This is a genomic window from Arcobacter roscoffensis, assembly GCF_024267655.1.
Taxonomy (GTDB): Bacteria; Campylobacterota; Campylobacteria; order Campylobacterales; family Arcobacteraceae; genus Arcobacter_B; species Arcobacter_B roscoffensis.
Genome location: NZ_CP100595.1, coordinates 1,016,680 through 1,034,554 on the forward strand (window position 1 = coordinate 1,016,680; position 17,875 = coordinate 1,034,554).

Genomic DNA, 17,875 nt, shown 5'->3' on the forward strand with positions numbered 1-17,875 from the left:
ACAATATGTTAAAAATAGAAAAAATAAATCAATACTATGGACAAAGTCATACTCTTTGGGATCTAAGTTTAGAGCTTAAAAAAGGTAGGTGTACTTGTATTATGGGAAGAAATGGTGTTGGTAAAACAACACTAAGTAAAGTAATTATGGGATTACTTCCTATAAAAGATGGACAGCTTTTATATGATGGAAAAGATATTTCAAACTTAAGTGACCATAAAAGAGCAGGTATTGCCATAGGATATGTACCTCAAGGAAGAGAGATATTTTCACAACTTACAGTTTTAGAAAATCTTCAAATAGGTGTATTAGCAAATAGAAATAAAATCAAAAAAGTACCTGAAAAAATCTATGAGCTTTTTCCTGTTTTAAAAGATATGCAAAAAAGAAAAGGTGGGGATTTAAGTGGAGGTCAGCAACAACAATTAGCAATTGCAAGGGCTTTATGTATAGATCCAAAATTTCTAATCTTGGACGAACCAAGTGAGGGAATACAACCAAATATCGTAGCTCAAATAGGTGAGGTTATTGATTATCTTACAAAAGAAGAAGATATGACAGTTATGTTAGTTGAGCAAAAACTTCCTTTTGCAAGACGACATGGAGATGACTTTTATGTATTAGATAGAGGTAGTGTTGTAGCAAATGGTGAAATCAATGAACTAAGTGATGATATTGTAAATAAATATATGTCTGTTTAAATTCACAAAATAAAATAGGTCAAGAAAAACTTAGTCTTGATCTATACTTCTTGTATCTAAAAAAACTATCAAATAATCCAAAATATTGTAGACAATCTTTTAAATATTTATACAAAAAATATACAGCTATATAAAAAATATATAAACAAATTGTATTATATATTATAAATATATAAAATGAATATATTATATACAAGAATTGTATACAATTATTGTTGACAATCTGCTAATATTTCCTCATATCAAAAAAGGATTTACTTAATGCTTGAAATAAATGAACATAGAACTTTAGAAGAGGAAATCGTCTATTTTATTTTTGATTCAATATTAAATAAAAAAATACAAGCAGGAATAAAACTCTCTGAGAGTGTTTTAGCAAAAGAGTTTAATACAAGTAGAGATGTTATTAGAAAGGCTTTTAGTCAACTTCAAAGCATGGGAATTTTAAAGTATAAAAAAAATCAAGGTTTTCATGTTGTTTGGTTAACAAAAGAAGATACAAAAGATATTTTTGCAACAAGAAAAATATTAGAGTTAGGGATAATTCAAATACTTACACAAATGCATGCTAAAAATGAGCTGGATTTAAGTCTTTTAAATCAAAGTGTAGAAACAGAAGAGTTTTTAAAAGTATCTCTTAGAAATGGTGAGTATGTAAAAAGTTCTTGTGATTTTCACTTAAATTTGGCACTTTTAACAAAAAATGACTATTTAATAAATGCCTTAAAACCTTTGATTGCTTTAAGTACACTTGCTGCACTTATTTATGATAATCAAGAAACATCTTTTTGCTCTTACGATGAACATAAAGTAGTTATAAAAGCTATTGAAAGTCATGATATTGAAAATGCAAAAAGTATTATGTATCAGCATTTAAATCATTGTGTTGAGTCTTTAGATTTTGATATAAAGCCAAGTAAAAAAATAAATTTAATTTTTGGAAAATAGTTGATGTATGATTTTAATAAAAATTACCCAAGGGATTTAATAGGCTATGGAAATAATCCAGTAAACCCAAAATGGCCAAATAATGCAAAAATTGCTTTACAGTTTGTCTTAAATTATGAAGAAGGTGCTGAAAACTCAATCTTACATGGAGATGAAGCAAGTGAAGTGTTTTTATCAGATATGGCAAATCCTCAAGCCTTTAAAGCAAGACATAAAAGCATAGAGTCTTTATATGAATATGGTTCAAGAGTAGGTGTTTGGAGAGTCTTAGAGCTTTTTAAAGCTTATAATATTCCAGTTACTATTTTTGCAGTTGCTATGGCAATTGCTAGAAATCCAAAACTTGCTGAATACTTAGCTAAAAACAATTATGACATTTGTTCTCATGGATATAGATGGATAAATTATCAAAATATTGATAAATCTATTGAAGAAGATCATTTATATAAAAGTATAGAAATTTTAGAGCAAATGATAGGGAAAAGACCTCTTGGATGGTACACAGGAAGAGATAGTGTTAATACTAGGGAGCTTGTAGTAAAAGAGGGTGGTTTTTTATATGACAGCGATGCTTATAATGATGATTTACCATATTTTTCACCTGAAATTACTTCAAAAAAGCATTTAGTAATTCCTTATACTATGGATAATAATGATATGAGGTTTTTACCAAATGGCTTTTCATATTCACAAGAGTTTTATGAGTACTTAAAAGATAGTTTTGACACCTTATATGAAGAAGGAAAAACAAGTCCAAAAATGATGTCTATAGGAATGCACTGTAGAATTTTGGGTCGTCCTGGGAAAATAGCTGCTATGAAAAAGTTTTTAGATTATGTAAGTGGATTTGATGATGTTTGGTTTTGCACAAGAGAGCAAGTAGCTAGACATTGGATAAATAATTTTAGTGAATTAAAAATTTAAAGGATATTTGATGAAGCAATCAATTTTAAGTATACCACCATAAAAATGACTTTTTTAATCCATATTTAAAATATTTCCTAAAAAAGTCACGCCAATACAATTATAGTGAAAATATTATTAAATAAGGAAAATGCAGTGATAAGAAAATCATTTTTCATTATAAATTGATAGATATACACACTTTTTATGTCTAGTAAAAAATATAATGAAAAATATTATTAGATATAAAAAGGAATTTTAATGATTAAACCTCATACTTTAGCAAATAAAAATAAAGAACTTTTTCTTGATACTTTCAAGGATGTTTACGAGCATTCAGCTTGGATTATAAAGGACTCTTATGAAATTGCAAAGGCAAATGAATTATATGATGATGTACAAAAGTTTCATATTCTTCTTTCTCAAATAGTTTTAAACTCTACAAAGAGTCAACAAGACTTACTAATAAAAGCTCACCCTATGTTAGCAAAAGAGAAATTAGCTTTTAAAGAGCTAACACTAAACTCTCAAAATGAACAAAAGTCAGCAAGTTTGGATTCATGTAGCAAGGATGAACTTGAGAAGTTTACAAGCTTAAATACAAAATATTTTGAGAAATTTGGCTTTCCTTTTATTATGGCAATTAAAAATAAATCAAAAGAAGAGATTTTAGAAAGTTTTGAAAGAAGAATTAAAAATACAAAAGAGCAAGAGCATGAGGAATCTTTAAATCAAATCAATCAAATTGCTCTTTTAAGAATAAAGGATATTTATGAAAAATAGTATTGATAACCTAGCAAATGTTGCAAGTTATGATTTAGGTTCAAGGGTTATTTACTCAAGTGATGAGTTTTTTGCACAAGCAAATAGAATGCTAGAAGACACAGATGCTGTTTTTAAAGATGAGTATGATGATAATGGTCATTGGATGGACGGTTGGGAAACTAGAAGAAGAAGAAATGATGGAAATGACTACTGTATCATCAAGCTTGCAGAAATCTCAACAATCGATAACTTCTTAGTAGATACAAGCTTTTTTAAAGGAAATTTCCCCCCAGCTGTTTCAATAAAAGGGTGTTTTAGTAAAAATGGAAATGATGAAGAGTTTATCTCAAATCAAGATACACAAGAATGGTTTGAATTATTAGAACAATCAGACTTACAAGGGGATAATCAAGAATTATTTACTTGTATTTCACAAAAGCAAGTAAGTCATTTAAAAGTTGATATTTATCCTGATGGTGGTATTGCAAGACTTAGAGCTTATGGTTCTATAGTTTTTAATGAAAAGCTTTTTAAAGAAGACAATATAAATGTTATAAGTGCAAAAACTGGTGCAAAAGCAGTTTCTACAAACAATGAGTTTTTTGGAAAACTAAAAAACATCCTAAAAGATAGTAAAGCTTTAAATATGGGTGATGGTTGGGAGACTAGAAGAAGAAGAGAACCTGGTTATGACTGGGGAATTATAGAGTTAGGAAATAGTGCAGTTGTTGATAATATCATGATTGATACTAATTTCTTCAAAGGAAATTATCCTGACTCATTTAGTATTTGTAGTGCTTATTTGCCAAATACTACACCAAGTAGTGTAATTACTCAAAGTATATTTTGGGAAGATTTGATCTCTTCACAAAAACTACAAATGAACAAAGAACACTATTTTGATAAGAGTTTCTTGCTTCATAATAAACCAATAACACATATTAGAATAAATATTTTTCCAGATGGTGGAGTTTCTAGACTTAAACTTTTTGGAAAATTTGTAAAAGAAGAAGTATAGAAAATGAAGCTTAGTTTAAAACCACAAGCTTTAACACAGGAGAGCTTTAGTGCTTATGGAAAGGTATTAAGTACAAAAGACTCAAAAAGCAAAATCATAAATAATGGCTTTGCAAAAAAGCATTATGAACTTTGTTTGATGGATGCAAATGAGAAAAATGGTGTTTCAACACTACATATTTATATTGCAAAGAAAAGAGAGTTTCCTTTAAGTATAAATATGCTTGAAAAGCATCCATTTTTTTCTCAAACCTTTATGCCAAGAAGTGAAAAACCTTTTTTACTTGTGGTTGCATTAGGCGAAGATAAACCTGATTTATCAACAATTAAAGCTTTTGTAACAGATGGAAGTCAAGGGGTACATTATGACAGAGGTATTTGGCATTTTCCTTTGATTAGTTTAGAAGACAATGAAGAGTTTATAGTAATAGATAGAAGTGATAAAGGTTTGACTCAAAGTAAAATTGAAGAGTGTATAGAGTTTGATTTTATTAATGAGAATATCACTTTAGAAAGGACATAAAGTGGAAGCATATATATTAGACTGGCTAAATACAATGATTAGGTTTGCCCATTTCATAACAGGAATTGCATGGATTGGAGCCTCATTTTATTTTAACTGGTTAGAGAATAATTTAAATAGACAAGCAGGTCAAAAAGAAGGAATTGCAGGTCATTTATGGGCTGTTCATGGTGGAGGTTTTTACTATTTAGAAAAGTATAAATCTTATCCAAATGAACTTCCAAAAGAGTTACATTGGTTTAAATGGGAAGCTTATTTTACCTTAATAACAGGATTTGCTTTATTAGTAGTGATTTATTATTACAACGCAAACTCATATTTATTATTGCCAAATAGTTCAATCTCTGCAATAACAGGAATTGCACTAAGTTTTTTTGGTTTGGTTTTAGGCTGGTTGATTTATGATAGTTTGACAAAAACAGCATTAGTTAATAAGCAAAATATTATTGCTTTAATTATGCTAGGTGTTGTGGCACTTTTTGCTTTATTTTATCAGCAGTTTTTTACACCAAGAGCTGTGTTTATTCAGATTGGAGCAATGATAGGAACTATTATGGTTCTAAATGTATTTTTTGTAATTATTCCTTCTCAAAAACAACTAGTTAAAGCCTGTGTAGATAAAGCAGATATTGGAAATGATTTGGTTTTCAAGGGATATATTAGATCAAGAAACAATAACTATTTTACTTTACCTGTACTATTTATTATGTTAAGCGGACACTTTCCAATGTTTTATTCAAATGTAAATCCAGCTTTGATGTTGGTTTTAATTTTCATAACAACAGTATTAATTAGACACTACTTTAACTTAAAAGGTGAAGGTAAAAAAGGAACTTCTTTAGTTTTAGCCTTAGTTGTTATTTTAACAGCTAGTGTATTTTATGCACTTATGCCTCAAAAAAGAGTTTTAAGTGAGAATGCAAAAGTAGTAGAGTATGAAAAAATCGCAACTATTATAGAAAAAAGATGTGCAACATGTCACTCTTCAAACCCAAGAGATGAGAGTTTTAGTGTAGCACCATCAGGTTTTATTCTTGATACAAAAGAGCAGATTATAAATGCTAAAGATGCAATTTATTCAAGAACAATCGCAAGTGCTTCAATGCCTTTAGCAAATAAAACAAATATGACAGATGAAGAGAGAACAAATCTTGCAAATTGGCTTATCTCTTTATCAAAGGAAAAATAAGATGAAAAAATTAAGTACACATGTTTTAGATACAACATTAGGTAAGCCAGCAGAAAATGTAAAAATTGAACTTTTTAAGCTTGAAGATGAAAACAAAAAGCTTTTAAAAACAGTTTTTACAAATAGTGATGGAAGAGTTAATGAGCCTATTTTAAAAGATGAAGAACTAGAAAAAGCAACTTATGAGTTTGTATTTTATACAGCATCTTATTTTAAAGAAAATGGTATCAAATCTACATTTTTAGAAGATGTAGTAATTAGATTTTGTATTGATTTAAAAGAGGATAATTATCATGTTCCTCTTTTATTATCACCTTATGGCTACTCAACATATAAGGGTAGTTAAAAAAAATTATAAATATTACAAGGATTATTAAAATGAAAAAAATTATAGCGTTAACATTAGGAATCAATTTATCTTTATTTGCATTTAGTTCAACAAGTTTATCAGTATTAAATGGAAAATTTGATGGAAATAGTGCAGTTTACGATACAAACGAAGGTAAAAATAAAACAACAGTTACATTTGAGACTTTAACAAAAGGAAAAATGGGTGATGTCTTTTTCTTTGCCGATTATGCACAAGCAAGTAGTGGACAGTTATATAACAAGGATAATAAATCATGGATTTATGCTGAGCTTGCACCAAGATTGAGTTTAAGTTACTTAACAGACAAAGATTTATCAAACTCATTTGTAAAAGATTATTTTATCGCGTCACAGTATAACTATGGAAGTAATTCTGATTTTAAAGCAGGTTTACTTGGAGTTGGAGCTGACTTAAATGTTCCTGGATTCGATTTCTTTCAAGCAAATCTTTATTATAGAAATGTAGATCTAACAATCAAAGCAAAAGATTATGATAGAAATACTTATCAAGTAACAACAGTTTATGGGAAAAAGTTTAAGGATTATGGAATATCTTTTAAAGGTTTTGTGGATTTAACAGGATATAACCTAGGAACTCAAAACCAACTTTTATATGATTTATTTGAAATTGAAGGAAAAGCTGTACAAGTTGGAGTTGAACACTTATACTACTATGAATTCAAAAACGATTTTACATCAAGTAACCCTCATGTAAAAACTAGTGCTTTACAAGCAATGATTAAATTTTCTTGGTAAGAAAGGATAAAAAATGAGTAATGATAAAGAATTAATTTATAAACTTGATGATAATCCCTCCGCAAGGGAGTCTTTTTTTGCAGCAATACAACATGTATTAGCTAGTTTTATTGGAATTATTACCCCTACTTTAATTATAGGAGGGGTACTTGGATTAGGAAGTGAAATCCCTTATTTAATCTCTATGGCACTTATGGTTTCAGGAGTTGGTACTATTATTCAAGCCAAAAAACCAATGGGAATTGGTACAGGTATGATATGTGTACAAGGTACAAGTTTTGCTTTTTTAAGTTCAGTATTAGCAGCAGGATTTATAGCTAAAGCAAATGGTGGTGGCCCTGATGATATTTTAGCAATGATATTTGGTGTATGTGTTTTAGGTGCATTTATTGAAATAGGACTTAGCCAAGTTTTATCAAAATTAAAAAGAATAATCACTCCTTTAGTTACAGGTACAGTTATTACTATTATTGGTATTAGTTTAATCAAAGTAGGATTTACAGACTTAGCAGGTGGAAAATGGCTTATGACAAATAAACCTGAATTTTTTGCAAGTTTTGAGAATCTATTTTTAGGATTTATTGTAATGCTTACAATAATTATTGCAAATAAATCACCAAACCAATGGGTTAGATTATCTTCGATTATTCTAGGTATGTTAGTTGGTTTTGTAATTGCCATGTTTATGGGAAAAGTAAATTTTGCTTCAATTACTCAAGTTGAATCAGTTATTAGTATACCAATTCCATTTAAATATGGTTTTGATTTTGATATTGCTGCTTTTATACCAATTGCATTGATTTATTTAATTACTGCTATTGAATCATCAGGAGATATTACAGCAAACTGTATGATTTCAAAACAAGATATAAAAGGAAAGTCTTATTTAGAAAGAATAAAAGGTGGAGTTTTAGCTGATGGTGTTAACTCACTAATTGCAGGAGTATTTAATACTTTTCCAAATACTACTTTTAGTCAAAATAATGGAGTTATTCAGTTAACTGGAATTGCAAGTAGATTTATTGGTGTATGGATTGGAGCAATTTTAATTATTCTTGGATTGTTTCCTCATATTGGTGCGGCTTTTAGAGCTATACCAAACTCTGTTTTAGGAGGTGCAACTATTATTATGTTTGCAACTGTTGCAATAGCTGGAATAAAAATTTTATCTCAGGTAAATCTAAATAGAAGAAATATGCTGATTCTAGCTATCTCTTTTGGTATGGGTTTAGGGGTTTTATTAGTTCCTGAAATCGTAAATACAGTAGCTGCTAATGTGGGTGGAGATTTAGGAAAAATTATCAAAAGTGTATTTGGTTCTTCTATTACAGCAGGTGGTATCACCGCTATTTTGGCTTCACTATTTATCTCAAAAGCAGAAGATGTACAAGAATTACCAAGTGAAGAACCTATAAAACAAGATTTTGCAACACCAGCTAGTGCAGCTATCTGAAGGGAGATTTATGGGAGTGAAAATTTGGATAAAGCAGCCTTTAGCTATATACGCAACTAATGCCGAAAATGGTTTAGTAGTACAAGATGATAAAATTATAGAATTAGTACCAAAAGGTGCTACTCCTTTAAATCTAATTGATGAGGTATTTGATGCCTCACAATTAGTAGTAACTCCTGGTTTAATAAATACTCATCATCACTTTTATCAAACTTTGACAAGGGCATATCCAACAGCTTTAAATAAAGAGCTATTCCCTTGGCTTTTATCTTTATATGATGTTTGGGAAAATCTTGATGAACAGATGATTTATCACTCTACAAAACTTGCTTTAAGTGAGCTTTTGCTTTCAGGTTGTACTACTGCTAGTGATCATCATTATGTATTTCCTAAAAGATTAGAAAATGCCATTGACATTCAAGTTCAAGTTGCAAAAGAGCTTGGAATAAGAACAGTTTTCACAAGAGGTTCTATGAGTTTAGGAAGAGATGATGGTGGCTTACCTCCTCAAAGTGTAGTTCAAGATGAACAAACAATAATTGATGACTCAATTAGACTAATCAAAGCTTATCATGATGAAAATGAAGGTGCTATGAGCCAAATTGCTTTAGCCCCTTGTTCTCCTTTTTCTGTATCAACACAGCTTATGAAAGAGAGTGCAAAATTATCAGAAGAATATAATGTTTGTCTACATACTCATTTAGCTGAAACAATTGATGAAGAAAAGTTTTGTTTAGAAAAGTTTGGTATGAGAACTGTTGATTATTTAGAGCATACAAATTGGTTACATGATAAAACATGGTTAGCCCATGGAATACACTTTAATGATGAAGAGATTTCAAGACTTGGAAAAGCAAATGTTGGTATTACTCATTGTCCAACTTCAAATATGATGTTAGCTTCTGGAATTTGTAAGACTTTAGAACTTGAAGAAGCAGGGGCAATAGTAGGTTTAGGTGTTGATGGCTCTGCTTCAAATGATGGTTCAAATATGATTCAAGAAGTAAGAATGGCTATGTATCTTCAAAGATTGAAATATGGTTCTACAAAAATCACACATCAAAAGGCATTATCTTGGGCAACAAAAGGAAGTGCAAGTCTTTTAAGAAGAGATGACTTAGGTGAAATAAAAGTAGGTAAGCAAGCCGATATAGCATTTTTTAAACTTGATGAAATTCAGTTTTCAGGTTCTCATGATCCTTTGGCTGCCTTACTATTATGTGGAGCAAGAAAAGCAAATGCTGTTATGGTAGCAGGTAAGTTTAGAGTACTTGATTCAAAAATAGTTGATATGGATATAGAAGAGATTATCTCAAATCATAAAAAACAGGCTAAAAAATTAGCTGTGTGATTATTTTATATACAAATGTAGAAAAAATAACTGGATGTTTTTAGTTAAAATATCTTTATAAATTATAGACATGATTAAGAGGAAATATGAGCATAAAGTTTGGTTTTAAAGAAGATGTATTTAGTTTAGATAAACTACTTTTACCGTCACGATATTACTATTTTAACGAAGATGAAAACTATATAAAACTTCTAAATATAGGTGAGGGAATATTTCCAAAAGATAGAATAAAACTTCATGTATCTTTGAATAAATCAAACTTAGTTCTTACAACTGAATCTGCAACTAAGATTTATAAATCAAAAAAAGAGTATGGAATCAACTATATCAATATCAAACTTCAAAAAAGCGCGAACTTGGAGTTTATAAATGATGAGTTGATTTTATATGAACAATCAAAATATATACAGCTTTTTAGACTAAGTTTTGATGAAAACTCTACATTTTTTTATACTGATATTTTGAGTCGTGGAAGAAGTTATGAGAACTTTGATTTTACTTCTATGCTTATGAAAAACTCTTTTTATGAAAACAATAACTTAGAGTATCAAGAAAAGTTTGATGTAAGTGGTGTTCAACTAAAAGATTATATGAAAAGAAAAAAGAGTAAACAAAACTTTTTTGCCAAAATTTATATTAAAACAAAAAACAATGAAGAGTTTTTAAATGAGGTTTATAAAAGTGGTTTTGAAAGTATAACTTACTCTTCAAATCAAAAAATGCTTATAGCTGTAATATCCCATGAAAATATGAACAGTTTAAGAAAAGAAATCTTTTTTATTTGGAGTTTATATAGAAAAAGTCTAAATAAAAAAGAGTTTAATCTAGGAAAACAATAAAAGGAGAAAGTGTGTTTCTTACAAATCGTGAATCAGAAAAACTGCAAATTTATACAGCAGCAAAATTAGCCCTTGAGAGAAAAGATAGAGGCTTAAAACTTAACTATCCTGAAGCTGTTGCTATTATCACTTCATATATCATAGAAGGTGCTAGAGATGGAAAAAGTGTAGCTCAACTTATGGTTGATGCAACTAAAGTTTTAAAACAAGATGATGTAATACCTGAAGTTGCTTCTATGATTTCTATGGTTCAAGTAGAAGCTACTTTTGATGATGGAACAAAACTAGTAACTGTTCATAATCCAATACCAACTTCAAAAGATATAGAAGTTCCAGGAGAGTATTTAGTAGATGATGAAGAACTTATATTAAATGAAAATGCCAAGATTACTACAATAGAAGTAGAAAACAAAGGGGATAGACCTGTTCAGATAGGTTCACACTATCACTTTTTTGAGGTAAATAAAGAGCTTGATTTTGAAAGATTTGAAGCTTATGGAAAAAGACTTGATGTACCTGCTGGAACATCTGTAAGGTTTGAGCCAGGTTCTAAAAAACAAGTTGATTTAGTTGCCTTTACTGGAAAAAGATATATGAGTGGTTTTAATGGTTTAGTGGAAGGCTTTTTAGATGATGAAGAAACTAAAGAAAAAGCTAAAAAAAATTTAGAGAAGTTTTTAGGAGAGTGTGATGAAGATAAGTAAACAAAAATATGCTTCTATGTATGGTCCAACAAAGGGTGATAGATTTAGATTAGCTGATACTTCATTAATAGCAAAAATTGAAAAAGATTATACTACTTATGGTGAAGAGGTTAAGTTTGGTGGGGGAAAGACTATTAGGGATGGTATGGCTCAAAGCCCAACAGCAACTGTTACTTGTGATTTGATTATCACAAATGCTACTATTATTGATTATACAGGAATTTATAAAGCTGATATTGGAATAAAAGATGGCTTAATTAGTGCTATTGGAAAAGCAGGAAATCCAAATCTTTGTGATGGTATTAGTGAAGGTTTGGAGATTGGTGCAAATACAGAAATACTTTCAGCTGAGGGAAAAATCATAACAGCAGGGGGAATTGACTCTCATATTCACTTTATCTCTCCTGGGCAAATTGATGAAGCACTAGCTAGTGGTGTTACTTCTATGCTTGGAGGTGGTACTGGACCAAACACAGGAACAAATGCTACAACTTGTACACCTGGTGAGTGGAATATATCAAAGATGATTCAAAGTGTTGATGATATACCTATGAACTTTGGATTTATGGGAAAAGGAAATAGTTCAAGCTATGAAGCTTTAAAAATGCAAATAGAAGCAGGTGCTATGGGTCTTAAACTTCATGAAGATTGGGGAAGTACTCCAAAGGCTATTGATACATGTCTTAGTGTTGCAGATGATTTTGATATACAAGTTGCAATTCATACAGATACTTTAAATGAGTCAGGTTTTGTGGATAATACAGTTGATAGTTTTAAAAATAGAACTATTCATACTTTCCATAGTGAAGGAGCTGGTGGTGGTCATGCCCCTGATATTATGAAAGTTGCAGGTTTAGCAAATATTTTGCCTTCAAGTACAAACCCAACACTTCCATATACAAAAAATACTATTGAAGAACACCTTGATATGCTTATGGTTTGTCATCACTTAAGCCCTAAAATTCCTGAGGATGTGAGCTTTGCAGAAAGTAGAATTAGAGGTAATACTATCGCAGCTGAGGATGTACTACAAGACTTAGGAGCTATTTCTATTACTAGTTCTGACTCACAAGCTATGGGAAGAGTAGGTGAAGTAGTAATAAGAACTTGGCAAGTTGCTGACTCTATGAAAAAACAAAGAGGAGCTCTTGAGGGTGATGATGAAAAAAGTGATAATGAAAGAATCAAAAGATACATAGCAAAATACACTATAAACCCTGCAATTGCTTGTGGAATTGATGAGTATGTGGGAAGTGTTGAAGTTGGAAAAATGGCTGATTTAGTTTTATGGAATAGGGCATTTTTTGGAGTGAAACCAGAACTTGTACTAAAAGGTGGATTTATAGCTCTTGCTATGATGGGAGATAGTAATGCTTCTATTCCTACACCTGAACCAAATATGTATAGACCTATGTTTGGTAGTCTTGGTAAGGCTAGTGCTAAAACAAGTGCTATTTTTACTTCAAAAGTAGCAAGTGAAAACTTAGCTAGTAAACTTGGAATAAACAAACAAGTTTTAAGTGTAAAAAACACAAGAAATATAGGTAAAAAAGATATGAAACTAAATGATTTCATAGGTGAGGTTGAGGTTGACCCTGAAACTTATGATGTAAGAGTTGATGGAAAACTAATAGAATCAAATTATGTAAGTGAAGTGCCAATGGCTAAGAAATACTTCTTATTTTAAAATGTGACATTTTAAGGAATATAAATGATAAAAAAAATAATAGAAATAAAAAAAGACATCAGTTTTGATGATGAGGTTGAGTTATCATGGTTTGATATGCAAAAACCAAACCTAACAGCTGTAAGTAAAAAAGGTGTTGATTTTATAATAAAAGCCAAGTTTACGCACTTGCATGAAAATGATATTTTAGTTGATGAAGATGGCTTTACTATCAAAGTTTCAAGAAGTGAAGATATGATTTATATCTTAGAGTTTAAAGATGCACTTAGTTTTGCAAAAACTGCTTATGAGATAGGAAATAGACACCAACCAGTGCAAATAAGTGAGTCAAAAATAGTGGTTTTAGATGATATATCTATTGAAGATATTATCAAAGACTGCTATAAAAATGAGTCAATAAAAGTAGAAAAGACAAGAGGGTATTTTAAACCAAATGGAAAAGCACACCACTCACACTAAGACTTTAAAAAGCTTAAGTAGATTTTTGCAAATACTTGATGGAAGTTTTCCCTCAGGTGTTTTTGTTCACTCTTTTGGACTTGAACCTCATATGGTTTTAGAAGAAGTAAAAGATATAGATACTTTAAGAGAGTATCTTAAAAACTTTATTTATGATCAGTATGCAAAACAAGAGTTTGTATACATCAAAAAAGTCTATGAGGCTTTAAGTAGTGAAAATCTAGTAGTATTAAAAAAACTTGATAAAAATCTAGGGGCATATTTGACTTTTGAGTATGCGAAGGCTTCAAAACATATAGGTGAAAACTATTTTGCTCAAACAAAAACTTTGCCCCAAAAGCAAATAGTAAAAGAGTACTTTTTAAAAATAGAAAATAAACAGTGTTTAGGAAATGAACTTTTAGTTTTAAGCTCACTAGCCTTTGATATGGATATAAAAATAGAAGATTTTATAGTAATGTGGACTAAAAAAAATCTCATAAACATCTGTGCAGCAACACTAAAAATATCAAGAATAAAACCCTCACAAATTCAACAACTCTTATTTGAGTTTGATGAGTTTTTAGATGAGTTTGATTATGAAAATATTGATGAAAAGATTACAAATTTTAATCCACTTTTTGAAGAAGTGATATTTAAACATAAAAATTTAGAACCCAAACTATTTATTACATAAAAATTAGTCAGTAGGAGAAAAAATGGCACTAAAAATAGGAATAGCAGGACCAGTAGGAAGTGGTAAAACTTCTTTGATTGAAAGCCTTACAAATGTTTTGAAAGATAAATATAGTTTAGGAATAGTAACAAATGATATTTATACAACAGAAGATGCAAACTATCTTAAAAAAACACTTGATTTAGATGAAAATAGAATTCTAGGAGTTGAGACAGGAGGATGTCCTCACACAGCAATCAGAGATGATATTTCTATGAATCAAAAAGCAGTAGTTGAGTTAGAAGAGAAGTTTAATCCTGATATTATTTTTGTAGAAAGTGGTGGAGACAATCTAAGTGCTACTTTTTCTTATGAATTAATAGATTATTACTTATATGTTATTGATGTTGCACAAGGTGCTGATATTCCTAGAAAAAAGGGTGCTGGTTTACTTTTTAGTGATTTACTTGTGGTAAATAAAACAGATTTAGCCCCTTATGTTGGTGTATATTTAGAGCAGATGAAAGAAGATGTAGCAAACAATAGAAAAAATAAACCCTCGCTTTTTATCACAAACAAAGATGAAAAAAGTTTAGAAAAACTAGTAGAGTGGGTAGAGGTTTTACTTTGATATAAGTATTTAAAAAGAGCAAAAGGATATAATTTCATAAATTTTAAAAAGAGAAAATATATGATAAAAAAACTTTTTGTTCTAAGCCTTTTTGTTAGTTGTTTATTTGCAAATGAAAACTATACAAAAAAACAAGTAGAAAATATGATAGCAAAGATGGTAGTCTTAGGTTTTCATGGTACAGATGTATCTGTAAATGATAAAATATATAAGGATATAAAAAACTATAATCTAGGTGGTGTTATTCTTTTTGATAAAGACCCAAATGATAAAAGTAAAAGAAAAAATATAGTAAATCCTACTCAACTTAAAACTTTAACTTCAAAACTTCAAAATATTAAAGTTGAGAAACTTTTAATCTCTATAGACCAAGAGGGTGGAGTCGTGCAAAGACTAAAACCTGCTTATGGATTTAAGTATACATCATCAGCCCAAAAAGTCTCTTCAATGGGTGAAAACTTTGCAAGACAAGAGTATCAAACACTTGCAAAACAGCTAAAAGAAAATGGAATAAACCTAAACTTCGCACCAGTAGTTGATCTAGCTATAAATCCTAAAAATAAAGTAATCTATAAACTAAAAAGATCTTATGGAAAAGACCCAAAACAAGTAATAAAGTATGCTTCTATCTTTGTAGAAGAATCAAGAAAACAAGGTGTTATCTCTGTACTTAAACACTTCCCTGGACATGGTTCATCTTATGGAGACTCTCATAAAGGCTTTGTAGATGTAACAAAAACTTGGAAACAAGAAGAGATGAAACCATATGAATATCTAATACAGAACAATAAAGTTGATATGATTATGAGTGCTCATGTTTTCAATAAAGAGATGGATAGAAACTATCCTGCAACACTTTCATATGATATAAATACTATTATTTTGAGAGATATGCTAAACTATAAAGGTGTTTTAATAAGTGATGACTTACAAATGAAAGCTATCTCTTCACACTATAGTTTAGAAGATACAGTAACTTTAGCTATAAATTCAGGTGTAAATATCTTGCTTTTTGCAAATCAACTTGCAAAACCTGTAAAACTTGAAACTATCATAAATACAGTTTACACACAAATACAAAAAGGAAAAATATCTCTTGATAAAATAGTTGATTCAAATAAAAAGATAGAAACACTACTTCAAAAGATATAAAAATAACAATGTTTGAATTTGAAGATAAAACTATCGAAACTTTAAATCTAAACCATAAAAACTTAAAAGAAATCCCTAAAGAGGTCTTTGAAATAAGCTCTTTAAGGAAACTCTACCTTTGGAGCAATGCTATTTCGATGCTACCAAATGAAATAGCTAGCTTAAACTTGCTAGAATGTTTAGATATTAGAAATAATACTTTAGAAACTTTGCCTTTTGAGATTTCTAAGCTTGAAAACTTAAAAACACTTTATCTCACATCAAATAAGCTAAAAGAGTTACCACTAGGATTTTATAAGCTAAGAAACTTAGAAAAAATAGTCTTAAATGATAACTGTTTTGAGGTGTTTCCTAGTGAACTTCTAAAAATGCCAAAGCTTCAAAGAGTGATAATAAGAAACAATAAGATAAAAGAAATACCCAAAGAAATAACAAATATGAAAAGTCTAAAAAACTTGGACATTAGTGGAAATTTATTGGAAAATTTACCAAAAGAGTTAAAAAATCTAAAAAATCTAAAAAGACTAGATGTAAGTGGAAATAAAATAAAACAAAATGAACTTAAAATAGAAGAGTTTGAAAGCTTAAAAGTCTTTCAAAACTCTTGATTTTTTAAGACTGCTCAGAGTTTTGTATCAGTAACTGATAGTTCCTAGAATTTTAGTATAGTTAATCTTACTAATCCTAATTTGCGCCAAAAAGTACAGGTTTTGAATCAGAATTTAACAATCAATATTTATTCATAAAATTTAAAAATCCAATGGTGATTTAATATCACCTTTATTTAATTCTTTTACTACATGTGTATATATCATCGTAGTTTCTATAGATTTATGTCCTAAAAGTTCTTGAATGCTTCGTATATCTGTACCATTCTGCAAAATAGGAAAAACATATTGCCATTTGGTTTCAAATTTTGCTTTTGGAAATTTTCGTTCAAGTGCATAAGGTATATATACACTTCCATATCCATTTTCTAAATCTTTTTGGTGTATTTCTTTTACTTTCTCAACTTGAATTTTAAGTTCATCTTTTATTTTTAGTGGAAGTGGTAAAGTTCTATCTTTAAGTGACTTACTATCCCAAATATAGATTTTATCGTATCCGAAATCAATATCTTTTATACGTATATATTGTGCTTCTTTCATTCTTAATCCACACCCATACATAAGTTTAACTATGAGTTGATAAATACCTGTCATATTTAATATAATACTTCTTACTTCATTTATAGTTAAAACTACAGGAATATGCTTTCTTTTGCTCTTAGTGCTTGAATATTTTGGTCTTTTAAAGAGATATTTAAAACTTGTTCATATAAAAATAATATTGCATTAAAGGCTTGGTTCTGTGTTGTAGGAGATACGTTTAGTTTTGTGGCAAGATAAGTCAAAAACTGTTCTATTTCGATTTTTCCCATTTCTATAGGGTGCCTTTTCTTATGGTAAATAATATATCTTTTAGCCCAGCCGATATAGCTTTGTTCTGTTTTTATACTGTAGTGCTTAAATCGTATTTTGTCTCTCATAATATCTAGTAATTTTTTACCCATAATAGACTCCTGATATATTTATCATTATGTTAAACTATTACAGTTTTTAATCAATATCAGAACATTTTGATAAGATATTAAGGATATTAGTTAATAATCTAACAAAAATAATTATATCAAAGATAAAAAATAAGATAAAAAATAAGATAAAAAATATTACATATTGTAATATATTATTTTATATTTTATTGAATTAATCCTATTTATAGGACTTTGTCTAA

21 protein-coding genes are annotated in these 17,875 nt (G+C 29.4%); 19 read left to right on the forward strand and 2 right to left on the reverse strand.

What is annotated here, in order from left to right:
* Positions 1 to 5: 5 nt before the first annotated feature.
* The 19 genes from urtE to NJU99_RS05090 all read left to right on the forward strand — a co-directional run bounded on the left by urtE (position 6) and on the right by NJU99_RS05090 (position 16,710).
* Positions 6 to 701: an urea ABC transporter ATP-binding subunit UrtE gene (urtE, locus tag NJU99_RS05000; RefSeq protein ID WP_254577628.1), complete on the forward strand. Its 696-nt coding sequence runs from the start codon at positions 6 to 8 to the stop codon at positions 699 to 701.
* Positions 702 to 962: 261 nt separating this feature from the next.
* Complete coding sequence (locus tag NJU99_RS05005; RefSeq protein ID WP_254577629.1) at positions 963 to 1,649, forward strand: GntR family transcriptional regulator; 687 nt, start codon at positions 963 to 965, stop codon at positions 1,647 to 1,649.
* 3 nt (positions 1,650 to 1,652) lie between these two features.
* Positions 1,653 to 2,573, forward strand: coding sequence for an allantoinase PuuE (gene puuE / locus NJU99_RS05010; protein ID WP_254577630.1), 921 nt, complete (start codon positions 1,653 to 1,655; stop codon positions 2,571 to 2,573).
* Between the two features lie 240 nt (positions 2,574 to 2,813).
* A complete protein-coding gene (gene uraD, locus NJU99_RS05015) occupies positions 2,814 to 3,335 on the forward strand; it encodes a 2-oxo-4-hydroxy-4-carboxy-5-ureidoimidazoline decarboxylase (protein ID WP_254577631.1) in 522 nt (173 codons plus the stop codon).
* Positions 3,325 to 4,335: an allantoicase gene (gene alc / locus NJU99_RS05020; RefSeq protein ID WP_254577632.1), complete on the forward strand. Its 1,011-nt coding sequence runs from the start codon at positions 3,325 to 3,327 to the stop codon at positions 4,333 to 4,335. The genes uraD and alc overlap by 11 nt, the downstream gene beginning before the upstream one ends.
* A 3-nt stretch (positions 4,336 to 4,338) precedes the next feature.
* Positions 4,339 to 4,857 carry an ureidoglycolate lyase gene (locus NJU99_RS05025; protein ID WP_254577633.1) on the forward strand — a complete coding sequence of 173 codons (519 nt, stop codon included), beginning with the start codon at positions 4,339 to 4,341 and terminating at the stop codon, positions 4,855 to 4,857.
* Position 4,858: 1 nt separating this feature from the next.
* Positions 4,859 to 6,046 carry a urate hydroxylase PuuD gene (locus tag NJU99_RS05030; protein WP_254577634.1) on the forward strand — a complete coding sequence of 396 codons (1,188 nt, stop codon included), beginning with the start codon at positions 4,859 to 4,861 and terminating at the stop codon, positions 6,044 to 6,046.
* Position 6,047: 1 nt separating this feature from the next.
* Positions 6,048 to 6,392 carry a hydroxyisourate hydrolase gene (gene uraH / locus NJU99_RS05035; RefSeq protein WP_254577635.1) on the forward strand — a complete coding sequence of 115 codons (345 nt, stop codon included), beginning with the start codon at positions 6,048 to 6,050 and terminating at the stop codon, positions 6,390 to 6,392.
* 32 nt (positions 6,393 to 6,424) lie between these two features.
* Positions 6,425 to 7,171, forward strand: coding sequence for an outer membrane protein OmpK (locus tag NJU99_RS05040; protein ID WP_254577636.1), 747 nt, complete (start codon positions 6,425 to 6,427; stop codon positions 7,169 to 7,171).
* Positions 7,172 to 7,184: 13 nt separating this feature from the next.
* On the forward strand, positions 7,185 to 8,624 hold the full coding sequence (locus NJU99_RS05045; protein ID WP_254577637.1) for a uracil-xanthine permease family protein: 1,440 nt from the start codon (positions 7,185 to 7,187) through the stop codon (positions 8,622 to 8,624).
* A 10-nt stretch (positions 8,625 to 8,634) separates the two neighbouring features.
* Entirely contained in the window at positions 8,635 to 9,975 is a 1,341-nt protein-coding gene (locus tag NJU99_RS05050; protein ID WP_254577638.1) for an 8-oxoguanine deaminase, read from the forward strand.
* 86 nt (positions 9,976 to 10,061) lie between these two features.
* A complete protein-coding gene (locus tag NJU99_RS05055; RefSeq protein ID WP_254577639.1) occupies positions 10,062 to 10,814 on the forward strand; it encodes an urease accessory protein UreD in 753 nt (250 codons plus the stop codon).
* Positions 10,815 to 10,825: 11 nt separating this feature from the next.
* A complete protein-coding gene (locus NJU99_RS05060) occupies positions 10,826 to 11,518 on the forward strand; it encodes an urease subunit gamma (RefSeq protein ID WP_254577640.1) in 693 nt (230 codons plus the stop codon).
* A complete protein-coding gene (gene ureC, locus NJU99_RS05065) occupies positions 11,505 to 13,205 on the forward strand; it encodes an urease subunit alpha (protein WP_254577641.1) in 1,701 nt (566 codons plus the stop codon). The genes NJU99_RS05060 and ureC overlap by 14 nt, the downstream gene beginning before the upstream one ends.
* 24 nt (positions 13,206 to 13,229) lie before the next feature.
* The gene (locus NJU99_RS05070; RefSeq protein ID WP_254577642.1) at positions 13,230 to 13,664 is read left to right on the forward strand and encodes an urease accessory protein UreE; all 435 of its coding nucleotides are present in this window, start codon (positions 13,230 to 13,232) and stop codon (positions 13,662 to 13,664) included.
* Positions 13,639 to 14,340: an urease accessory protein UreF gene (locus NJU99_RS05075; RefSeq protein WP_254577643.1), complete on the forward strand. Its 702-nt coding sequence runs from the start codon at positions 13,639 to 13,641 to the stop codon at positions 14,338 to 14,340. The genes NJU99_RS05070 and NJU99_RS05075 overlap by 26 nt, the downstream gene beginning before the upstream one ends.
* A gap of 22 nt (positions 14,341 to 14,362) precedes the next feature.
* Positions 14,363 to 14,950 (forward strand): urease accessory protein UreG, encoded by a 588-nt coding sequence (gene ureG / locus NJU99_RS05080; RefSeq protein ID WP_254577644.1) that lies wholly within the window; start codon positions 14,363 to 14,365, stop codon positions 14,948 to 14,950.
* Between the two features lie 60 nt (positions 14,951 to 15,010).
* Positions 15,011 to 16,102, forward strand: coding sequence for a glycoside hydrolase family 3 N-terminal domain-containing protein (locus NJU99_RS05085; RefSeq protein WP_254577645.1), 1,092 nt, complete (start codon positions 15,011 to 15,013; stop codon positions 16,100 to 16,102).
* Positions 16,103 to 16,110: 8 nt separating this feature from the next.
* A complete protein-coding gene (locus NJU99_RS05090) occupies positions 16,111 to 16,710 on the forward strand; it encodes a leucine-rich repeat domain-containing protein (RefSeq protein WP_254577646.1) in 600 nt (199 codons plus the stop codon).
* 141 nt (positions 16,711 to 16,851) lie between these two features.
* Here the strand turns inward: NJU99_RS05090 and NJU99_RS05095 are convergent, their stop codons facing one another.
* Positions 16,852 to 17,304 carry a tyrosine-type recombinase/integrase gene (locus NJU99_RS05095; RefSeq protein WP_254577647.1) on the reverse strand — a complete coding sequence of 151 codons (453 nt, stop codon included), beginning with the start codon at positions 17,302 to 17,304 and terminating at the stop codon, positions 16,852 to 16,854.
* A gap of 38 nt (positions 17,305 to 17,342) precedes the next feature.
* Positions 17,343 to 17,654 (reverse strand): phage integrase N-terminal SAM-like domain-containing protein, encoded by a 312-nt coding sequence (locus NJU99_RS05100; protein WP_254577648.1) that lies wholly within the window; start codon positions 17,652 to 17,654, stop codon positions 17,343 to 17,345.
* Positions 17,655 to 17,875: the final 221 nt, after the last annotated feature.